Origin of the sequence: Rhodococcus sp. IEGM 1305, assembly GCF_030058635.1 — a bacterium.
Classification (GTDB): Bacteria; Actinomycetota; Actinomycetes; order Mycobacteriales; family Mycobacteriaceae; genus Rhodococcus_F; species Rhodococcus_F opacus_D.
Map to the genome: position 1 here is coordinate 1 of NZ_JASHKX010000023.1, position 21,067 is coordinate 21,067.

General features: G+C 70.9%; 17 protein-coding genes. 6 read left to right on the forward strand and 11 right to left on the reverse strand.

Features of this window, described 5'->3' with window-relative positions:
* Positions 1–785 (reverse strand): UvrD-helicase domain-containing protein (locus QM693_RS25565; protein WP_283353775.1); only part of this gene is annotated, 785 nt, incomplete at its 3' end.
* A gap of 80 nt (positions 786–865) precedes the next feature.
* On the opposite strand from QM693_RS25565, the gene QM693_RS25570 reads away from it, so the two are divergent.
* Positions 866–1,120 carry a mycoredoxin gene (locus QM693_RS25570; RefSeq protein ID WP_105413134.1) on the forward strand — a complete coding sequence of 85 codons (255 nt, stop codon included), beginning with the start codon at positions 866–868 and terminating at the stop codon, positions 1,118–1,120.
* On the opposite strand, the gene nudC is transcribed toward QM693_RS25570, so the two are convergent.
* Both nudC and QM693_RS25580 read right to left on the reverse strand, forming a co-directional pair.
* Entirely contained in the window at positions 1,117–2,028 is a 912-nt protein-coding gene (gene nudC, locus QM693_RS25575; RefSeq protein WP_283335239.1) for an NAD(+) diphosphatase, read from the reverse strand. The two genes, QM693_RS25570 and nudC, sit on opposite strands and share 4 nt — an antisense overlap.
* A gap of 20 nt (positions 2,029–2,048) precedes the next feature.
* On the reverse strand, positions 2,049–3,116 hold the full coding sequence (locus tag QM693_RS25580) for a potassium channel family protein (RefSeq protein WP_009479578.1): 1,068 nt from the start codon (positions 3,114–3,116) through the stop codon (positions 2,049–2,051).
* 121 nt (positions 3,117–3,237) lie between these two features.
* On the opposite strand from QM693_RS25580, the gene QM693_RS25585 reads away from it, so the two are divergent.
* On the forward strand, positions 3,238–3,636 hold the full coding sequence (locus QM693_RS25585) for a DoxX family protein (RefSeq protein ID WP_283335238.1): 399 nt from the start codon (positions 3,238–3,240) through the stop codon (positions 3,634–3,636).
* Here QM693_RS25585 and QM693_RS25590 read toward each other — a convergent pair.
* Both QM693_RS25590 and QM693_RS25595 read right to left on the reverse strand, forming a co-directional pair.
* A complete protein-coding gene (locus QM693_RS25590; protein WP_283353750.1) occupies positions 3,602–6,949 on the reverse strand; it encodes an ATP-dependent helicase in 3,348 nt (1,115 codons plus the stop codon). The two genes, QM693_RS25585 and QM693_RS25590, sit on opposite strands and share 35 nt — an antisense overlap.
* Complete coding sequence (locus QM693_RS25595; RefSeq protein ID WP_283353751.1) at positions 6,946–10,242, reverse strand: ATP-dependent helicase; 3,297 nt, start codon at positions 10,240–10,242, stop codon at positions 6,946–6,948. Before QM693_RS25595 ends, QM693_RS25590 begins: the two co-directional genes overlap by 4 nt.
* A gap of 56 nt (positions 10,243–10,298) precedes the next feature.
* Here QM693_RS25595 and QM693_RS25600 point away from each other — a divergent pair, with 56 nt between their 5' ends.
* Both QM693_RS25600 and QM693_RS25605 read left to right on the forward strand, forming a co-directional pair.
* Positions 10,299–11,084 carry an alpha/beta fold hydrolase gene (locus QM693_RS25600; RefSeq protein ID WP_283335274.1) on the forward strand — a complete coding sequence of 262 codons (786 nt, stop codon included), beginning with the start codon at positions 10,299–10,301 and terminating at the stop codon, positions 11,082–11,084.
* On the forward strand, positions 11,084–11,392 hold the full coding sequence (locus tag QM693_RS25605; protein WP_009479577.1) for an MGMT family protein: 309 nt from the start codon (positions 11,084–11,086) through the stop codon (positions 11,390–11,392). The genes QM693_RS25600 and QM693_RS25605 overlap by 1 nt, the downstream gene beginning before the upstream one ends.
* A 13-nt stretch (positions 11,393–11,405) precedes the next feature.
* On the opposite strand, the gene QM693_RS25610 is transcribed toward QM693_RS25605, so the two are convergent.
* On the reverse strand, positions 11,406–12,671 hold the full coding sequence (locus QM693_RS25610) for a lipase family protein (protein ID WP_283335234.1): 1,266 nt from the start codon (positions 12,669–12,671) through the stop codon (positions 11,406–11,408).
* 138 nt (positions 12,672–12,809) lie between these two features.
* Positions 12,810–14,255 (reverse strand): MocR-like transcription factor YczR, encoded by a 1,446-nt coding sequence (yczR, locus tag QM693_RS25615; RefSeq protein ID WP_283335233.1) that lies wholly within the window; start codon positions 14,253–14,255, stop codon positions 12,810–12,812.
* A gap of 61 nt (positions 14,256–14,316) precedes the next feature.
* On the opposite strand from yczR, the gene QM693_RS25620 reads away from it, so the two are divergent.
* The gene (locus tag QM693_RS25620) at positions 14,317–14,442 is read left to right on the forward strand and encodes a hypothetical protein (protein WP_274542819.1); all 126 of its coding nucleotides are present in this window, start codon (positions 14,317–14,319) and stop codon (positions 14,440–14,442) included.
* A gap of 22 nt (positions 14,443–14,464) precedes the next feature.
* Entirely contained in the window at positions 14,465–16,213 is a 1,749-nt protein-coding gene (locus tag QM693_RS25625; RefSeq protein ID WP_283353752.1) for an NTP transferase domain-containing protein, read from the forward strand.
* 4 nt (positions 16,214–16,217) lie between these two features.
* On the opposite strand, the gene QM693_RS25630 is transcribed toward QM693_RS25625, so the two are convergent.
* The 4 genes from QM693_RS25630 to nirB all read right to left on the reverse strand — a co-directional run bounded on the left by QM693_RS25630 (position 16,218) and on the right by nirB (position 21,066).
* Complete coding sequence (locus QM693_RS25630; RefSeq protein ID WP_283335230.1) at positions 16,218–16,922, reverse strand: sirohydrochlorin chelatase; 705 nt, start codon at positions 16,920–16,922, stop codon at positions 16,218–16,220.
* A complete protein-coding gene (locus QM693_RS25635; RefSeq protein WP_105413145.1) occupies positions 16,919–18,076 on the reverse strand; it encodes a uroporphyrinogen-III synthase in 1,158 nt (385 codons plus the stop codon). Before QM693_RS25635 ends, QM693_RS25630 begins: the two co-directional genes overlap by 4 nt.
* Positions 18,073–18,474, reverse strand: a complete 402-nt coding sequence (gene nirD, locus QM693_RS25640) for a nitrite reductase small subunit NirD (RefSeq protein ID WP_280781654.1) — start codon at positions 18,472–18,474, stop codon at positions 18,073–18,075. Before nirD ends, QM693_RS25635 begins: the two co-directional genes overlap by 4 nt.
* 81 nt (positions 18,475–18,555) lie before the next feature.
* Positions 18,556–21,066 (reverse strand): nitrite reductase large subunit NirB, encoded by a 2,511-nt coding sequence (nirB, locus tag QM693_RS25645; protein ID WP_280781653.1) that lies wholly within the window; start codon positions 21,064–21,066, stop codon positions 18,556–18,558.
* Position 21,067 lies beyond the last annotated feature (1 nt).

Consider the following 21,067-nt stretch of genomic DNA (forward strand, 5'->3'; position numbering starts at 1 on the left):
ACGGTGAGGTCGTCCCGCTCCCCGAGCCAGGCGTCGAGGACACGCTGCTGTAGCGGGGTGACGTCCTGGTACTCGTCCACGACGAAGCACCGGTATCGGTCGCGGAACTCCTCGGCGACAGCCGAATGCTCCTCGAGCGCTGCCGCCGTGTGGAGCAGGAGATCGTCGAAGTCGAGGAGCATCCCGTCCTGGCCGCGGGCCTTGAGCTGCTCGTAGCCGTGATAGACCTCGGCGACCTTCGCGGCGTCGACCGGCGCCTCCCGGCGTAACTTGGCCACCGCACGCGGGTAGTCCTCCGGCGCGATCAGCGAGGCCTTGGCCCACTCGATCTCGCTCGCCAGGTCGCGGACGCTCTCCGTGCTGGTGGACAACCCGACCCGTCCGGCGGCGGACGACACGACCGCGAACTTGCGGTCCAGCAGCCGCCACTCCGTGTCGCCGATCACCTGCGGCCAGAAGTACCTGAGCTGCCGGAGTGCGGCGGCGTGGAACGTGCGCGCCTGGACCTGCGCTCCCCCGTCGCCGATCCCCAGGCTGCGCAGCCGGCCGCGCATCTCACCTGCCGCGCGAGCGGTGAACGTGACCGCCAGCACCTGTCCCGCGGCGACGTGCCCACTGGCCACGAGGTGCGCGATACGCCGGGTGATGGTCCGGGTCTTCCCTGTTCCGGCCCCCGCCAGCACACACACCGGGCCCCGGGGAGCGAGTACCGCTGCGGACTGTTCGGGATCGAGACCGGTACTCGTCACCTCTGCTGCGCCGGCTGCTGACATGGCGTCCATCATGACAGGGGCAACCGACACGGCGCGAAGCGGACGAACACCGCAGTGGGAACACACGACGGAGTCGTGGTGTTATATCCGCCGTGACTGCTACCGACACCCCGGCCCTGACCATCTACTCCACCACCTGGTGCGGCTACTGCCGGCGCCTGAAGACGCAGCTGGACGAATCCGGCATCGGCTACATGGAGATCGACATCGAGGACGACCCGGCGTCGGCGGAGTTCGTCGGCAGCGTCAACGGCGGCAACCACGTCGTCCCCACCGTCAAGTTCGCCGACGGCAGCACCGCGACCAACCCGTCGTTGGCGCAGGTCAAGAAGCTCCTCGGCGTCTAGGACTCCGTCGCTGCTCCCGCCCAGGACTCGATGATTCCGCGAGCGATGGAAATCGAGCCCGGGAGCAGCAGCGGGGCGTCGGTGTCCGACGCCCAGTCGCCGAGTTCGAGTGCCGTGCGCACCTCGTCCCGAGTGAACCACCGGGCCTCGGCGATCTCGCCGTCCGCGAACGTCAGCGGGGCGTCGGGATCGCCGACGGCCGCGAACCCGATCATCACCGAACGGGGAAACGGCCACGGCTGGCTGCCCAGGTAACGCACGTCACGGACGTCGACACCCACTTCTTCCTTGATCTCCCGGACCACGCACGTCTCCAGCGACTCACCGGCCTCGACGAATCCGGCCAGGATCGAGAACCGCCGCGCCGGCCACGTGGGCTGCCGGGCTAGCAGGACGCGGTCTCCGCCGTCGTGCACGAGGCAGATGACCGCCGGATCGGTGCGGGGAAATTCTTCGTGCCCGGTGCTCGTCGAGATCCGCGACCACCCCGACGTCGTCGGCTCGGACGGCGCGCCGTCGAGCGCGCTGAAGCCCGCGCTGTCGTGCCAGTTGAGCATCGCGAGGGCCCCGGTGAGTACGCCGGCGTCCGCGTCGTCCAGCGTCCCGCCCAGCATCCGGAGATCCGCCAGTTCGCCGGTCAGCGCCTGCACCCGCACCGCCCACACGTGCCGGTCCTTGCGGATGCCGAGGAAGACCGCCCCGCGTTGCGGTTCGGGGCCGAGTTCGGTGGCCTCCGCGAAGACGAGGCCGTCGTCCCCTACCCGCACCTGTCCGCGGTGATTGACGCGCAGCAGCAGTGCATCCCGCCAGCCCGCTCGCAGCGCGTCCGTGTCCGAACGCAATTCCTCGGCCCGCCCGACGGCGGAGCGGGACAGGAGCGGGGTGTCGTTCAGCCGGAATTCAGTCACGCCGTCGACACTACTGCCGGTCAGTTGGCGACCCGACGGATGTACAGCAGTCGGTCGTTCTCCTCGATCGAATCGACCTCCGGTGAGCCGACCCGGATCAGCCGCCCGTCCCGCACCACGCCGAGCACGATGTCCGCGAGGTGACGCGGGGAGCCGCCGATCTCGTCCCGCTCCACGGGGCGCTCCGCGATCGCGAAACCGGCCTCCGGAGTCAGGAGGTCCTCCATCATCTCGACGACGCTCGGCGTCTTCGTGGCGATGCCGAGGAGCCGGCCCGCGGTCTCGGAGGACACGACGACCGAATCGGCGCCGGACTGCCGGAGCAGATGCGTGTTCTCGGATTCGCGGATCGCCGCGACGATCTTCGCCTTCGGTGCGATCTCGCGCGCCGTCAGCGTCACCAGCACCGCGGTGTCGTCACGGTTGGCCGCGACGATGATCGCCGACGCGTTCTGCGCGCCCGCCAACCGCAGCACGTCCGATTTGGTGGCGGACCCGTGGACCGTGACGAGCCCCTTGCTGGCCGCCGAGTCGAGCACCGCGTGATCGGTGTCGACCACCACGATCTCCGACGGCGGAACGTCGTCGCCGAGCATCGCGTCGATCGCGGTGCGTCCCTTGGTTCCGTAGCCGATCACCACGGTGTGATTGCGCACGTGCTGCCTCCAACGCTGGATTTTGAACGCCTGCCGGGAGCTCTGCGTGAGCGCGGAGAGAGTCGTACCGACGAGGACGATGAGGAAGAAGATTCGAAGAGGCGTGATCAGGAGAACGTTGACGAGCCTCGCGGACGGGGTGAACGGCGTGATGTCGCCGTAGCCCGTCGTGGACAACGACACCGTCGCGTAGTAGATGCAGTCGAGCAGCGACAATTCGTTGTCCTGCGCGTCGCGGTAGCCCGCCCGGTCGATGTAGACGATGAGAACCGCCAACATCAACGCCGCCAGGGCGATACCCACGCGGCGGTAGATCGCCCGCGCCGGACTGGTCTGCAGCTCCGGAATCCGGAGCACCCCCACCAACGCGAAGTCAGGCCGGTCGGTCAGGGTGTCCGACCTGGTCAATCTCTCACGCAGCCTACCGGCCATATGTTCGTCCCCACGTTGCACTGAACTCCGACATCGGCTGGCAGCCTAACCCCGATTGCCCCGTCGGTGACACGTCGGAGCCTCGTTGTCGCGAACCGAGTGGTTCGGGCAAGCTGACGTCATGCAACGAGAGAGCCACACACCACGACCGAGCCAGAAGCCCGCACTCCGCCTTGCCGCGCTGCTGCTCGGCGCCGGCACGATGCACTTCGTCGCCCCCAAGTTCTTCGACTCCACGATCCCCACCCAACTTCCGGGCGAGGCCCGCACCTACACGTACGTGTCGGGGGTCACCGAGCTCGCCATCGGCACCGCGCTCGCCGTGCCGCGAACCCGCAGGCTCGGTGGCGTCCTCGCTGCTCTCCTGTTCGTCGCCGTCTTCCCCGCCAACGTCAACATGGCAGTGGACTGGCTGAAGAGCTCCAAGACGACGAATGCGCAGAAAGCCGGTGTGCTGCTGCGTCTTCCGCTGCAGATCCCGTTGGTCACCGAGTCGCTGAAGGCTCGACGTCAGGCCTGATCTCCTCGTCGGGAGAACCGGCGGAACGGAGCAGACGGGCAAGCGCGTCGGCGTCGGGCAGGTGGTCCGGCGCGATCGTCCGCCCTGTCCGCACGTAGTGGAACGCGGCGCGAACCCGCTCGATCGGAACGTCCATCAGTTCGGCCCACGCCAGCCGGTACGCGGCCAGCTGCATCACGACGGCCTTCTCGTTGGCCGCGCTCGGCTCGGCGCCGGTCTTCCAGTCGATCACCGTCCACCCGCCGTCGGGGTCGGTGAACACCGCGTCGATCCGGCCGCGCAGCACCGTGCCCGCCACCGAAGTCTCGAACGGCACCTCGACCTCGGTCGGGTTGCGGTCCGCCCAGGACGAGCGCAGAAACGCATCCTGCAGGGTCGCGAGGTCGGTGTCGGGGCCCGCATCCGTGTCGGCGGCACCGGGCAGCTCGTCGAGGTCGAGCAGCCGGGTGGCCCCGAAGCGGCGCTCCACCCAGGCGTGAAACGCGGTACCGCGCCGCGCGAGCGGATTCGGCGGGAACGGCAGCGGACGCCGCAGCCGGGCGGCCAGGGCGTCCGGGTCGGCTTCCAACTCGACGAGCTGGCTCACCGACAACTGACCGGGCAACACCACCTCGGTGCGCGCGTTCGCCCGCGCCTCCCGCTCCGCGAGAAGCGCGTCGACGTCGGCTGCCCAGTTCTCGGGATCGTCGTCCTCGCCTGCCGGTGCCGGCTCGCCGGCACTCGTCAGCGCCGCGACGACCAGCGCCGCGCCCCGCTCGACCGACTCCCGGCGGAGCCCGAGCGGATCCCGCGGCCACACAGCCGACTTGGGGGTACTCGTCAGCGGGTTCTGCTCGTCGGGTTCGGGTGCGGGCGCCCAGATGTCGACGATCCCGATTCCCTCGTGCTCCTCGTCGGTCACCGTGTCGCGCAGTTCGGTGAGGAACTCCGACGGACCCTTGGGCTCGGTTCCGGATTCTGCCCAGTGGTGACCCGACGCGAACAGCACCCGTTCGGTGCGGGTGAGTGCGACGTAGAACAGCCGGCGGTCCTCGTCGAGTTTGCGCGACGCCAGCGCCGCCTTGTGCGCCTTCACGGCCTCCTCGAGGTCTTTCCGGTCGTACAGGTTCTCGAGCTCGAGAACGGGCACGCCGTCGGCCGACTCCCCCGGCCGCGCACGGTCTCCGCGCAACGACGGCGGCAGTTCACCGACGGCACCGAGCCAGGACCCGGACGCCGTCCGCGACGGAAAGACGCCCGCCGTGAGGTGCGGTACCGCCACCACTTCCCACTCCAGCCCCTTCGCGGAGTGCACCGTCAGCACCTGGACGCGGTGCGGGTCCACCTCGACTTCGCCCGGCGCCAAACCTTTTTCGACCGATTCGGCGGCCGACAGGAACGCGAGCAGTCCGGTGACGGTGGCCGACGTGCGGCTCGCGTACCCGGCGACGACGTCGGCGAAGGCGTCGAGATGTTCACGGCCGGCACTGCCCCGCGCCGACCGACGCGTCCGGGCCTGCGCCTCGATGCCGATACCCAGAGCCCGTTCCACCTCGGCCACCAGCTCGGTGAGTGGCTGCCCGATCCGCTCACGCAGAGACGCCAACTCCGCCGCGACGGCGGTGATCCGGGCGAAGCCGACCTGCGAATAGCGTTCGGCGGGGCCGGGATCCGCGAGGGCGTCCGCCAGCCCGGCCTGCTCCGCGTGTTCACCGGGCAACGCCTGGCCGACGGCGTCGGCCAGAGCGGACGAATCGGTGACGGCGCCGGTGGTGCCGTAGCCGGTTCCGATGGCCAGTTCGGATGCTCGCCGCGACAGCGCCGTCAGGTCGGCGGCCCCGATCTGCCATCTCGCCCCGGTCAGCATCCGCACGGCGGCACTGCCCGCCATCGGGTCGGCGACCACCCGGAGCATCGCGATCACGTCGGCCACCTCGGGGGTGTGGAGCAGTCCGCCGAGCCCGACCACTTCGACCGGCAGCCCCCGGGAACGCAGGACCTCCGCGATCGGTGCGGCGTCCGCGTTGCGGCGGATCAGCACCGCGGCGGTCGGCGGATCCTCGCCCCGGCTCGTGGCGTCCGCGTACTGTTCGGCGATGCGGTCGGCCACCCATTCGCGCTCCTGCACGACGTCACCGGTGAGGGCCAGCCGCACATCACCCGGGACGGCCTGTGGTCGTGCCCGCAGCGTGCTGACCGACACGCCCCGCTCGCGCAGGGACGCCGAAGCCATGTTGGCCAGCGCCAGGGCCTCCGGCGGGTTACGCCAGCTCGTGAGCAGTTCCAGGGTCGGCGCCGGATCTCCGTTCGCCAGCGGGAAATCCGTCGCGAAGCGGGGCAGGTTGGCCGCCGAGGCACCACGCCAGCCGTAGATGGACTGCATGGGGTCGCCCACCGCGGTGAGCGCGAGTTCGCCGTCGAGGCCTCCGCCGAACAGGGACGACAGCAGCACCCGCTGCGAGTGTCCCGTGTCCTGGTACTCGTCGAGCAGCACCACCCGGAAGCGGGTGCGCTCGGCGAGTCCCACCTCGGGATGGTCCGCGGCGACCCGTGCCGCCAGCGACATCTGGCTGCCGAAGTCGAGCGCACCTTCCCGGCGCAGAGTGTCCGCGAGACGGTGCACCAGTGGAAGGAGTTCCACCCGCCGGTGCTGGGTGTCGAGGATGTCGAGCAGTTCCTTTCCGGGGCCGCCGCGCTGCCGCGGTCCGGCGGGCAGGGTGTGGACGAGCTTGTCGAGCTCGGTGTGGGCCTCCCGCAGATCGTCCGGTTCGACGAGATGCTCGGCCAGTTGCCCGGACAGCGCGAGCACGGCTTCGGTGACGGACGCCGGATTCCGGTCGGTGTCGAGGTCGCCGTCCCACGAGCTGACCACCCGGTGCGCCAGCTGCCACAGTTCCGTCTCCGACAGGAGCGTCGCCGAGGGTTCGATGGGCAGCAGGAGCCCGTGCTCGGACAGCAGTCGCCCGGCGTAGGAGTGGTAGGTGCTGACTTCCGGTTCGCCCGCGAGGATCCGCGACCGCAGGTCGCCGCCCGGGTCGACCCTGCGGAGCAGGTCCGAACCCGCCAGCCGGGCAAGGCGTTTCCTGATCCGGGCGGTCAGCTGCTGCGCCGCCTTCCGGGTGAACGTCAGCCCCAGCACCGCCTCGGGGTCAACGACACCGTTGGCCACCAGCCACACGACGCGGGCCGCCATCGTCTCGGTTTTGCCCGCGCCTGCCCCCGCGACGACGAGAGTCGGGCCTAGGGGGGCCGCGATGACGGCAGCCTGCTCCGGTGTCGGTGGATGCTGCCCCAGGCCGACGGCGAGTTCCACCGGGTCGATACGGATCGTCATTCCGACGTCACCTGCCGTCCCTCGTCGTGCGCGGGGCAACTCGTGCGCACCGGGCAGTGCCGGCAACCGTCGTTGACGCGGGCGAGGAACTCCGGCCCCTTGGTGGCCGCCGCTGCCGCGTGGATGACCGCGAGCCACACCTCGAGGTCCTCGTCCTCCAGCGGTGCCTGCACCCGCTGGGTCGCGCCTTCCTTTTTGTGCGGTTTGGCGACGAAGACCAGCCGCGCCCCACCGGGTTTCGACGCCGGCTCCCCGTCGATCGCGCCGACCGCCGCCGCCACCTGGTACGCCGCCAGCTGGGCGTGCTGCTGGGCGTCGTCCTTGGTGACGGGTGAGCGGGCGGTCTTCACGTCGACGATGACGGGCCTGCCCTCGGCATCACGCTCGAGCCGATCGATCCGCCCCCGCAGCCGGATCGTCGGGGAACCCTCTTCCCGCGGTTCCAGGACGCCGTCGACTGCCACCTCGACACCGACCTCGGTGAGTTCGGACCGGGTGTTACCGAGCCAGGCGGTGAACGTGGCGAGCATGTCCCGGGTGCGGTCGAGTTCGCGCCGCGAGTACCACTGTGACCCCAGATCGATCGACTCCCAGGCATTCTCGAGCGCGCGTGCCACCTGATCGGGCGGTATCCGCCCGGCGAGCGCCTGCACCAGCGTGTGCACGAGCGTTCCGGCGATGGCGTGAGTGTTGTCGCCGTCCGTCCCGCCGTGGCGTTCGAGCAGCCACCGCAGCGGGCACGTGTTGAGCAGGTCGATGGTGGACGGCGACAGCGACACCGGGCCGTCCTCCTCGTTCCACAACGCCACGCCGGTGCTCGGCGCGGCGGTGCCGTACCACTGGTCCGGGTGTGCACCGCGCACTCCGGCGTCGGCGAGCCGGGCGAGTTGGCGCGCCGCGCGTTCCTGCCGGGCGGGGTCGGATTCCGCGACGTCCGGATCGCAGACCACGCTGCGCAATTCGGCGACCAGGGCGGGGAGAGCGAGGACCCGGGTCGCGGGATCCTCCGCCTGCACGACCGCCTCCTCGACGTCCGAATCCTGGTCTCCGGCGAGCAGTTCGTCGACGAAACGGGAGTGGACGAGGTCGGCGTCGCCGCTGGCCGAGTCGACCGCGGTGACGAGCAGACTCCGCCGCGCCCGGCTGCACGCCACCAGGAACAGCCTGCGTTCCTCGGCCAGGAGCGGTGCGGTGCGCGACATCCGGTCGGCGGCCGTCTCGCTGCCGTCGGACACTCCGGCGGTCAGATCGATCAGCGCCTCGGTGCCGAGCAGACTTCCGCGGGCCCGCAGACTGGGCCACAGCCCTTCCTGCACACCGGCGACCGCGACGACGTCCCATTCGCGGCCGGCAGCCGAGTGGGCGCTGAGCACCGAGACGGCGTCGACCGGGACTGCGGAGACGTTCCGTGTGGTGGGAATGGCCTGCCCGGTGAGGTAGTCGACGAACCCGGCGAGCTGTGCGCGCGGGAGGCGGTCGACGTAACTCGCCGCGGCGTCGAACAGGGCGACCACGGCGTCGAGGTCGCGGTCGGCCTGGGCACCGATCGGACCCCCGCGGGCGGAGGCCGCCGACCAGCGGCGTTCGAGTCCGGTGGCCTGCCATGCCGCCCACAGCACGTCCTCGATGCCGCGCCCGCGGTCCAGGGGAACCTTCGCCTTGCGCAGCACGGACAGCACCCGGTTCAGGGATGCCGCTTCGACGTCGGTCAGCTTGGCCGTGACCCTGCGGGTGCTGTCGGTCTCGCCCACCAGCACGAGACGGAGGAGCTCCGCCGAGTCGCGGTCGCCGCCGGACGCCAGCTCGGCGCGCCGCAGACCACGGCGAAGACGCCGGAGCGCCACGGGTTCTGCGCCGCCGACCGGGCCGGCGAGCAGGGCGAGCGCGTCCTCGCCCGTGAATTCCTGACCCGACAGGGCCCGCAGCACCAGCATCAGTCCCGACACCCCGTGCTGACGGGCCAGCGGCAGCTCGGACGCCGCGGTGGTGACGGGCACACCCGCACCCAGCAGGGCGCGGCGCAGCGGCGCCAGGGCCCGTGGAACCGAGCGCACGATCACCGCCATCTCCGACCACGGCACCCCGTCGAGGAGGTGGGCGCGACGCAGGGTGTCGGCGATGAGCGCGGCCTCTTTCGCCGCCGTGCTCAGCACCCGGACCGACGTCCGGCCACCGTCCTGCGCGGGGCTCCAGATCCGATGCGGCAGGTGTCCTGGTAGCCGGGACGTGATCCGGGCCGCCGTGGTCGCGACCTCCGCCGAACTGCGAAAGTTGACCGGCAGCAACACCTGCCGGGGATCGCCCTTGTCGGCCAGCTCGGCGAGGAATGTCGGGTCGGCTCCGCGAAAGCCGTAGATCGACTGGTCCGGGTCGCCGGCGACGACCGTGGTGCGGGTACCGGTGCCGAGGAGCCGGACGAGTTCCGCGGCCTGCGGATCGAGGTGCTGGGCGTCGTCGACGAGCAGGTGCCGCACCCGGGCCCGCTCGGTGCGCAGCAGGTCGGGGTCGGTGGCGAACGCGGTGAGGGCCGCGCCGATGAGTTCGGCGGCGTCGAGTGCGGGCGCCGTGGCCTCGGGGGCCTCGACACCGACGGCTCCGCGCAGCAGCATGCCGTGCTCGTACCGGGCGGCGAACATCCCCGCCGCCACCCACTCGGGACGGGAGTGCCGCTGGCCCAGCTTGATCAGGTCTTCCGGGCCGAGACCGCGCTCGCTCGAGCGCAGCATGAGGTCGCGTAGTTCGACGGCGAAGCCGCCCAGCGCCAGTGCGGGACGCAGACGTTCGGGCCACATCTCGCCGCCGTCCGCGATGTCGCCGTGCAGCATCTCGCGCAGCACCGCGTCCTGTTCGGCGCCGGTGATGAGCCGCGGGGGTGGATTTCCGTGGGCGGCGGCCTGCAGTCTCAGCACCGCGAAGGCGTAGGAGTGGACGGTGCGGACGAGCGGTTCGCGCGTGGCGCGGGGGCCGTGATGTTCGTCGTGGCCGATGAGGGCGGCGGTGACCGCTTCGCGCACCCGCCCCGCCGCTCGCTTCGACTGCGTCAGGACGAGCACCGACTCCGGGTCCTCGCCGCCGGCGATCCGGTCCACCGCGACGTCGACGAGAAGCGACGTCTTGCCCGTTCCCGGGCCGCCGAGCACCTGCCAGGGATTCCAGCCCAGGCCGAGGGGCGTTGCGGTGAGGACCCGCTGCGTGGCGTCGTCCCACACCCGGGCCTCGCGGACCGGGTTCTGGCGGTGCACGAGCCGGGCACGGGGAACCGACGTCCTGGTGCGCACCGCCGATTCCGTCATGGATGGCATTCCACCAGAGCGGTCCGACATCCCGTGCGGCGACCCGATCCGGCATCATGGGTCACGTGTCAGCACTGAATACGTACCTGTTCGGCGCCGAGGACGGCACGGAGATCCTCGCCCTGCACGGACTCACCGGTCACGGCAGACGGTGGGAGGCGCTGGCCACCGACCACCTGCCGGACGCCCGCTGGATCTCCCCCGACCTGCTCGGCCACGGCCGCTCCACGTGGTCGCCGCCGTGGAATCTCGAGGCCCACGTCAGGAGTCTCGTCGACACGCTCGACGCACACGCCCGGGGACCCGTGCTGGTCGTGGGTCACTCGTTCGGGTGTGCCCTGGCACTGCACCTGTCGCGGGCCGTCCCCGACCGCGTCCGGGGACTCGTGCTGCTCGATCCCGCGATCGGGCTCGATGCCGAGCTGATGCAATCGGTGGCGGATCTCACCATCTCCTCCCCCGACTACACCGACGTCGCGGAGGCCCGGTCCGAGAAGGTGCACGGCTCGTGGGGCGAAGTGGCCCGCGACGTCCTCGAGAACGAGATCGCCGAACACCTGGTGCCGCTGGCGAACGGCCGGGTCAACTGGCGGCTGTCCACCCCCGCCGTCGTCACGGCCTGGGGCGAGCTCGCACGCGAGGCCGTCCTGCCGCCCGCGCACCTGCCGACCGTCCTCGTGCAGGCGTCGAAGGTGCAGCCGCCGTACGTCACACCCGAGTTCCGCAAGGCTCTCACCGACCATCTGGGCGACAACCTCACCGCCGTCGACCTCGACTGCGATCACATGGTGCCGCAGGCCCGGCCCGACGAGGTCGCCGAGCTCGTCCGCACACTCCTCTGATGGTCGCGACGACGGAGGAACAGGTCGAGGCGGTCCGCGCGCTGGTCGCGTCGATTCCACCCGGCCGGGTGGCCACGTACGGCGACATCGCCTCGGCGGCAGGGCTGTCCAGTGCGCGGACGGTCGGCTGGATCATGCGCACCGACTCCGCCGACCTCCCCTGGCACCGGGTGCTGGGCGCGTCGGGACGACCGGCGCCGCACCTCGCGCACCGGCAGATCGCGAAGCTCGAACTCGAGGGTGTTCCCATCCGGGACGGCCGCGTGGATCTCGCGGCGGCCCGGCACCGGTTCGATCGGTCCGGCTGACGTCCCGCCCGCCTCAGCAGGTGCTCGGCGCGGGATCACCGCGGAACCGGGCGTCCATCCAGTCCAGCCCCTGCGGCAGTCCCAGCGCCGCCGCCGACAGGTGGTCGGGGGTCGGAGTGAGCAGCGTCTGCACCGGTGTGCCCGCGTCGCAGTACCGCCGCAGGGTGGTGTCGATCGAATCGACCGGGATCAGTGCGTCCGTCGGGCTGTGCCATTCGAAGATCGGCGTGGTGGGCACGCCCGCATACAGCTCCAGACTGTTCTCCTCCATCACCTTCCACGCTTCCGGATCGTCCATGAAGTTCTTGTTGTCGGTCATCTGTGACGCGCTGCGCCCGAGTCCGAACAGCATGATCTCGTTGGTGCATCCGTTGCCGATCATCTGCTTCATCCAGCGGCCCTGATCGTTGAGCTGGCCGCTGACGTCGATGCGGTCCGGGTATTCGCGTTCCAGGCCCAGTGCGGCGGCCATCGCGAGACCGAACGCGGGGTGCGGGTTGGTGCCGAGTGCCTCCGCCATCTTCACCAGGTTCATCGGGGTTCCGCCCTCGGCGGCGCCGACGATGTTCAGTTCGGGGGCGTAGCTCGGCGCCAGCGCCGCCGCCCAGGCCGTGGCCATGCCGCCGCCGGAGTATCCGCCCAGTCCGACCTTGCTGTTCTGCACCTGCAGTTCCGGGACCCGTTGCACGGCGCGGATGCCATCGAGGGTGATCTGGCCACCGAGCTTCGCTGCGCCGTACGCCATCCTCGGTCCGAGATGGTCGGGCAGCGCCACTGCCCACCCGCGCGCGAGTGCGATGTTGAGTCCCGCAGCCTCGCGGATCTGGTGCAGGGGGTCGGTGGTGTAGAGCTCGGTGACGATCTTGCACTTGTTGCCCAGCGAATTGATGATGTGCTGGTACGACACCAGCGGTCCGTCCGGGACGTGGTTCGGGGGCAGCACGTACGTGGTGTTCGCCGCGATCGGCTTGCCCTCGGAGTCGGTGGTCCGGAACAGCAGCTCCCACATCGCGCTGCCGGGGAAGTAGTACGACGGCGGCAGCTGCCGGATCTTCAGGACCTCGCCCGGTGCATGGTCGGCGACGTCCGCGGGCTGGAGGTAGAAGGGGTCGGGGTCGGCGACGGGGAAGATCGCGTCGGCAGCGGGTGCGGACAGCAAGGGGGGCAACGGCAACGGTGGTTGCGCCGAGGAGGTGCCTGCGCCCACGAGGGCGGCAGTCAGCGCGAGGACCGAGCCGAGTACAGCGGCGCCGAAGGATCTGCGGAACAACGAGCCCATGACATACCCCAATTCAGCGAGCGGTCGACGGCATCACTATGCCAGAGCGTCGATAAAGATCAGCCCCTTTCCCGGTACCGAACTGGTCTCTGACCGATACTTCGATTCACAGGTACTTTCACGCCGGACACCCGCGCGTCACACGACGAGCGTCGGCGCCGCGGACATCGACGCGTCGCCGGACACGACCAGGGTGGCAAGGATATTCACGGCTGCGGTCAGCTCGGACACCGGCCGCGTGAAGGGCAACCGCTGGTGGTCGTCGAACAGATGGCCGGTACCGAACCGGGGCCCGGGAGCCAGGAGCAAGCCCCTCGACCGGGCCGCGGCGACGAGTTCCGTCGAACTCGTTCCGGCCGGGAGCGCGCACCACAGGGACAGCCCCCCGGCGGGCAGCACGTAGTTCCACCCGGGCAACCGATCGTCGACAGCCGCCGCGAGCGCGTCCCGCTGCACCCGGAGGTCCCGGCGCCGCTGCGCGACCAGACGGTCGTGCCGGGCGAACAAGCGGACGGCCGCAAGCTGATCCAGCACCGAGACCGACAATTGCCTGCGTGCCATGATCTTGGCCATCTGTGCGGTGCGGGCGGCCTCGGCACGCACCCAGCCGATGCGGATACCTCCCCACACGGTTTTGCTGAGGCTGCCGATCGCCACAGCCGCCGATTCCGGGACCGGGACGCCGAACGGCTCGTGGTCGTCCGAACCGTCCAGCACGAGTTCCGCCGCCACCTCGTCCACGACGGTCACCACGCCGTGGCGCGCCAGGGTCGCGGCCAGTCGCCGCCTGCCCTCGGGGGTCGCCCTGGCTCCCGAGGGATTGGAGAAGTCCGGCATCAGGTACGCCACCGTCGGGGCGCTCTGCCGCGCGGCCCGGTCGACCTCGGCGACGAACGCGTCCGGGTCGGTCGCATCGATCGCCACCGGAACGGGTCGGCCGCCGGCCGCCTGCACGGACTCGACCGCCCCGGGATAGGTCGGGTGTTCGACCAGGACGCGGTCGCCCGCCTCGACCAGAGCCTCGAAGACCACTTCGGTGGCATCACCTGCGCCACCCGTGACGAGGATCTGATCCGGGGTGGTCGGGCGACCCCTGCGGGTGTAGTGGCCTGCTATCGCCGCCCGGAGCGTCGTCAGTCCGCCGGGGTGGTATCCGTGCTGGGACATGAAGCGGGGCAACTCGTCGACGGCGTCCAGGTAGGCCTCCCTGAGTTCGGGGGCCGCCGCCGGCGCGGCATTGACGAGGTCGATGACACCGTCCACCGGCGCGCCCACCATGCTTCCCCACGCCGGCGGTCCCGACGGCATCGCCACGAAGGTTCCCGATCCGTGTCGCGCCGACGCCCAACCGGACTCGCGGAGTTCGCGATACGCGGCACTGACCGTCACCCGGCTGAGCCGGAGCTCCTCCGCGAGGGCCCGTTCGGCGGGCAGCCGGACTCCCACGGCCATCGACCCGTCCGCCACTCTCTCGCGGAGGGCGTCGGCGAGCCCGCGGTACAGCGGTTGCCCGCCGGTGGGCGCCGCACCGAGCAGCACCGCCAACTCGGTCGCCGAGACGCTTCGGACTGGTTCGACACTCATATAGGCCACTTTCCCACAGAGGACTGGAATTCGCGGTCCACTTTGCCCCGACAATCGATACATGCTGGTAATTGGAATCCTCTTGGCCCTCAGCCTGGCGTCGGTGGCCTGGCTCTGCGTCAGCACGGCGCGCGGCGGACGGTCCGGGCTCGCCGGACCTCCGCGCAGCCACCTGCACAGCGACTGAGGATGTGCGGCAGCATGAGGGAATGAACTCTGCCGCACCCGTTCACGCGATCGTCCTCGCCGGTGGACGAGCCACTCGGATGGGCGGCGTCGACAAGCCGGCCGTGGTGGTCGGCGGACGCCGGATGCTCGACACCGCCCTCGACGCCGTCGACGACTGTGAGCGCATCGTCGTCGTGGGACCTCGGCGCGCCGACCTCGATTCGACGGTGCTCCAGACGCAGGAGACGCCACCGGGCGCCGGGCCGGTCGCGGGGGTGGCCGCCGGACTCGCCGTGCTCGACGCCGAACCGGACGACCGGGTGATTCTGCTCGCGTCGGACCTGCCGTTCGCGGAGCCCACGATGGTGGAGGCCCTCGCCGCCGCCGTGCAGGACGCCGACACCGTGTTCGCGGTCGACGAGTCGGGCCGCCTGCAGTTCCTGTTGTCCGCGTGGCGTGTCGGTGCGTTGACCGACCGCGTGCGCGCGCTCGGGTCGGCGGTCAATCAGCCGATGAAGGCGCTCGTTCCGGACGCGTTCGCGACGGTTCTGTTCCGCGGCGTCACCGATTGCGACACATCGGAGGACGTCGAGCGGGCCCGGAGCAGGGCCGCGGCGGCGCCCGTCACGATCGCCGAGGCCCGGGAGGCGATCCTGACTGCTGTCCCCCCGCTCCAGCCGCGGTCCGCGGCGCTCGGCACGGCGCTCGGCGCCACCCTCGCCGAGCCGCTGCTCGCCGCCGAAGCTCTCCCGCGCATCGCCGTCTCCGCCATGGACGGATACGCCGTCGCAGGCGACGGTCCGTGGGTGCTGCGCGACGACATCCGGTACGCGGGGAGCTCCGAGGAACTCGAGCTGGCGGAGGGCGAGGCGGCCCGGATCGCGACGGGTGCGCACCTCCCCAGTGGCGCCACCGCCGTCGTGCGGGACGAATTCGCCGTGGCGACAGACACCTCCGTGGGGCCGCGACTGTCCCGCCGGGAGGACGCCCCCGTGCGCGACGACGCGCGGCGGCGTGGCGAGGACTGGCACGAGGGGTACCGGCTCGCGGCGGAGGGCACGACCGTCACGCCCGCCCTCGTCTCCGCCGCCGCGAGCGCGGAGGTGACCACCGCGGGGGTCCGCGGACCAGTCCGCGCGCACGTGGTGGTGACGGGGGACGAGATCCGGCGGGACGGTCCGCTGCGACACGGGCAGACGCGGGATGCGCTGGGACCCGTTCTCCCCCAGTTCCTCTCGTGGTGCGGCATCCGGACGGTCGCGGACGCCCACCTGCGCGACACGTCCGACAGCTTCGACGAACTGTTCCGGGAAGTCCGCCAGCCGGATCTGATCGTGATCGTCGGGGCCACCGGCGGCGGCGCGGCCGACCAGTTGCGTGCGGCGCTCGACCGGGCGGAGGCCCGGACCGTGGTGGGGCGGGTGCGGTGCCGCCCGGGCGGTTCGCAGGTGACCGCGCTGCTGCCCGACGGGCGGGTGGTGCTCGGGTTGCCCGGGAATCCGTACGCCGCGGTCGTGACGCTCCTGACCACGGTTCCGTCCATCGCGGCCGCACTCACGGGCCGCACCCCGGCACCGCGTCAGCTGGTGCGTATTGCGAATGCGTCCGAGGTCAGTGGCGACGCCACCCGGATCCTGCCCGCGGTCCCGCAACCGGATGGCACGTGGCGCGTCGACCCCGGCATCCGCACCGCGCATCTCGCGGGCCTGATCGACCGCGAAGCGCTGGCGCTGGTACCGGCGGGCGCGGCCGACGGTGAGCTGGCCGAGCTGGTGCCGCTACCGCGCTGACGGGTCAGCGCTGGAACGACAGGGTGTGCAGCGCGGCCGGAATTCCGCTGCGGTAGCGCTCCGCCACGAGGTCGACGAGGGCCGGATCGACACCGAGCGGCTCGGCCACTCCGTCCGCACCGGCATCGGCGAGGCGCGCGTGGAACAGTCCGTGGGCCAGGAGATACGACGCGACGAACACGCGCTTCTCGCCGCTCGCACGCAATCCGGCCACCACGTCGGGGACGCGCGGCTGCGCTGTCGCCACGTAGCCGATCCGGACCCGCGACGCGACGAGCTCCGACAGCAACGCCGCGGCGCGCCGGACGTCGCGCAGGGCCCGCGGGTCGGACGAGCCGGCCGCGGCGAGCACGACCGCGTCGCCGGGCCGCCAGCCCGCGTCGACGAGGCGCCGCAGCAGGACCTCCGCGAGAACGGGGTCCGGTCCCAGCGCCCGGGTCACGGCCACCGAGGGGTGACCACTGTCCGCGACTTCCCGCGGAACATCGGTGTGGACGTGGTAGCCGGACGCGAGGAACGCCGGGACCACGACGGCGGGCCCGGTGATGTCGCGGAGCACCTCGGCCGGTGAGGGCCCGAGAACGTCCACGAAGGACACCCGGGTGGGTCCGACCTGCTCGGCGACGGCGTCGGCGAGCGCGGCGATCATCTCCACGCCCCGGGGACTCCGCGTGCCGTGTGCCACCAGTACGAGTGCTGTCTCGTTCATTGCTGTCCCTCCTCACGTGAATCGACGCAGTCGACGGGGTCGAGAGCGAGGCGGTATCCCCGCTTGACCACCGTCTGGACGGCTTTCGGTGCGCCCAGGGACGCCCGCAGCCTCGCCACGGCCGTCTCCACGGCGTGGGTGTCGCCACCACCACCGGGCAGCGCCGCGAGCAGTTCGTCCCGGGGTACGACCCGGCCGGGCCTGGCGCCGAGCGTGCGCATCAGCGACATCGCGGCGGGGGGCAGCTGCCGCACCTCGCCGTCGACGACGACGCAGCCGCCGCGGATGCTCAGTTCGTGTCCGGCGGTCTGGATCTTGTTCGCCCGCCTCGGCAGTTCGTCGGCGATGTGCCGCGCGAGGGCACCCAGCCGCGAGCGCGCCGGCGTCGTCGTCGGCACCTCGAGTTCGCGCAGCGGTCCCGCGGTCACCGGCCCCACACAGGCCGCGAGGACTCGGTGCCGGAACGAGTGCAGCACCATCTCGATCATTCCGGTCTCCTTGGCGCGGGTCAGCAGCGAGGCGACCGCCGGTGCGCTGGTGAAGCTGACCGCGTCGAGGCCGCCGGAGGCGATCAGTTCGATCATCCGGTCCATCGGGGCCTGGTCCTCGAGCGGTGTCCACCGGTAGACGGGGACGGCGATCACGTCGGCGCCCGCGCAGCGGAGCACCTCGCAGAAGTCCGCGACGGGCTCCCATTCCGTGGTGGCACCGTGCAGCTGGACCGCGATGCGCTTGCCTTCGACGCCCTCACCGAGCAGGTGATCGAGCACCTCGGCCGACGACTCCGAGGCGGGTGACCACTCTTCCCGCAGGTCCGCGGCCCGGATCGCGCCCTTCGCCTTGGGTCCGCGGGCCAGCAGGCGGCTCGACGCCAGTGCGCGGCCCAGCTCCTCCGCTTCGCCCCAGCCGTCCGCGGCCTCCATCCAGCCGCGGAAGCCGATCCCCGTCGTCGCGACGACGATCTCCGGCGGGTTGTCGATGATCTGGCGCGTGACGCGCTCGAGTTCCGTGTCGTCGGCCAGCGGGATGATGCGGATGGCCGGGGCGTGCACCACGGTGGCACCGCGCCGCGTCAGCAGCGTGGCGAATTCTTCCGCACGCCGGGACGCCGTGATTCCGATCGTGAATCCGCACAGCGGCGTGTCGTCGTTCACGCGTTCGTGCTGTGAACCTGGACGACGCCGGCCCACACCCGCACGTCGTACACGGGCAACCACACCGACTCGTCGTCGAGGCAGCGTCCGTCGACCAGCGAGAACACCTGCTTGAGCAGCGGCGACGCCACGGTGGGCTCGCCGGCCCGGTCACCAACGAGGCCGCGGGACATCACGGCCGCGCGCCCGAACGGGTCGATGTTGCCCACGGCGCGCAGCGTTCCGTCCTCGAGCAGGAACAGTGCCACCTGCTCCCCGCCTCGCAGCAGTACCGCCACCCCGAGACCGGGAATCAGCTGGCTGAGCGGGCACGCGGACGTCCATTCGAGACGGCCTGACTGGACGCTTTCACGCCTGGTTCCACTGGCACTGTGCACGTTCATGTCGACGACGGTCATCACAGTCCTCCTTCGGGCTGGTGTGTATCCGTGCTTGGATACATCGTTCGGGGTCGGTGTTTCCGCAGCGTTAAGCGGGGATTACTCCGGTGTAGAAGCTGCGAATTTCGGCATTCCCATCAACACGGGGACCTTTCGGACGCCCGTGTCGTCGAACGAGACGGTCGGATCGGCTTCCTCGGGCGCATTGACGAACGACACGAACCGCGACAGCTTCTCCGGGTCCTCGAGCACGCCCGCCCACTCGTCCTTGTATCCCAGAACGTGCTTGGCCATGGCCGCCTCGAGGTCGGCGGCGATGCCCAGGCTGTCCTCGCACACCACGGCCTTGAGGTGGTCGAGCCCGCCTTCGAGGGAGTCGACCCACGGCGCGGTGCGCTGAAGACGATCCGCGGTGCGGATGTAGAACATGAGGTACCGGTCGATGTAGCGGACCAGGGTCTCGTCGTCGAGCCCACCGGCGAGCAGCTGGGCGTGCTTCGGGGACTGGCCGCCGTTGCCGCCGACGTACAGGTTCCAGCCGTTCTCGGTGGCGATGACGCCGACGTCCTTGCCGCGTGCCTCGGCGCATTCGCGGGCGCAACCCGAGACACCGAACTTGAGCTTGTGCGGGGACCGCAGGCCCCGGTACCGGTTCTCCAGGTCGACCGCCATGCCGACGGAGTCCTGCACGCCGTACCGGCACCAGGTGGATCCGACGCAGCTCTTCACGGTGCGCAGCGACTTGCCGTAGGCCTGACCGGACTCCATGCCCGCGTCGACGAGTCGCTTCCAGATCGCGGGCAGCTGTTCGACGCGGGCGCCGAACAGGTCGATGCGCTGACCGCCGGTGACCTTGGTGTAGAGGCCGAAGTCGCGGGCCACCTCGCCGATGACGATGAGCTGTTCGGGCGTGCATTCGCCGCCGGGCATCCGCGGCACCACCGAGTAGGTGCCGTTCTTCTGGATGTTGGCGAGGAAGTGGTCGTTCGTGTCCTGCAGGCCCGCCTGGTTGCGGTGCAGGATGTGATCCGAGTCGGTGGACGCCAGGATCGATGCGACGACGGGCTTGCAGATGTCGCAGCCCGACCCCTTCCCGTACTTCGAGATGAGCGCGGAGAACGTGCGCGTGTCGGTGGCCTGCACGATCTCGAACAGTTCGGCGCGGGACTGCTCGAAGTGCTCGCACAGCGCCTTGGACATCACCACGCCGGACGACGCGAGGAGCTGCTTGATCGTCGGCAGGCAGCCGCCGCACGTCGTTCCGGCGTTGGTGCAGCTCTTGACCTGCGCGATGTCGCAGGCACCGTCGGCGATGGCCCCGCAGATGGAACCCTTGGTGACGCCGTTGCAGGAGCACACCTCGGCGTCGTCGGGCAGGGAGCCGGCGCCGGGCTTCTCCCCCGCCGGCGAGATGAGCGAGGCCGGATCGCCCGGCAGTTCACGGCCGACGAGCGGGCGCAGCGACGCGTATGCGGACGCGTCGCCGACGAGGATGCCGCCGAGCAGCGTCTTCGCGTCGTCGGACACCACCAGCTTGGCGTAGGTGCCCTTGGCGGCGTCGCTGAGGACCACCTCCAGGGCGCCGGGGGTCTGAGCGTGCGCGTCGCCGAAGCTGGCGACGTCCACACCCATCAGCTTGAGCTTGGTGGACAGGTCGGCGCCCGGGAACTCCGCCGCCCCGCCGAGCAACCGGTCCGCGACGATCTCCGCGGTGGTGTAGCCGGGTGCGACGAGGCCGTAGCACCGTCCCTCCACCGCGGCGCACTCGCCGACCGCGTAGATGTTCTCGTCCGACGTGCGGCAGCCGAGGTCCGTGATAATCCCGCCCCGCTCGCCGACCTCGAGTCCGGCGTCGCGGGCCAGCTGGTCCTGCGGCCGCACACCCGCGGAGAACACCAGCAGCGCGGCCTCGATCACCGAACCGTCGGACAGTTCGACGCTGATCCCGTCCGGACCCTCGGTGATGCCTGCGGTGCCGACACCCGTGTGGACGGTGAGACCCAGGTCGGTGACCAGGTTGGCGAGCAGCGCTCCACCGCCCTCGTCCACCTGCAGGGGCATCAGCCGGGGTGCGAACTCGACGACGTGCGGTGTCATGCCCATCAATTTGAGGGCGTTCGCGGCCTCGAGTCCGAGCAGACCACCGCCGACGACGACACCGACGGCGCCGGGACCGGCCGCGTCGGCCCGCTTCCGGATGCCGTCGAGGTCGTCGAGCGTGCGGTAGACGAAGCACTCCGGCCGGTCGTGCCCGGGGATCGGCGGCACGAACGGGTACGAACCGGTGGCCATCACGAGAGCGTCGTACGCGACGACCTCGCCCGAATCGGTGGTGACCTTGCGGGACTCCCGATCGATGGTCGCGGCCCGGCGGCCGATCCGGAGATCGACGAGAGCGTCGTCCGGGTAGTCGTTGCCCGCGAGCGCAAGCTCCTTGGGGTCCCACGCCCCCACGTAGGAGGACAGTCCCACCCGGTCGTACGCGGGGAGGGGCTCCTCGCAGAGCACCGTCACCGACCAGTCGTCCGACTCGTCGCGCGCACGCAACGCCTCGACGAATCGATGTCCGACCATTCCGTGTCCGATGACCACTGCTGACTTGCGGCTCATG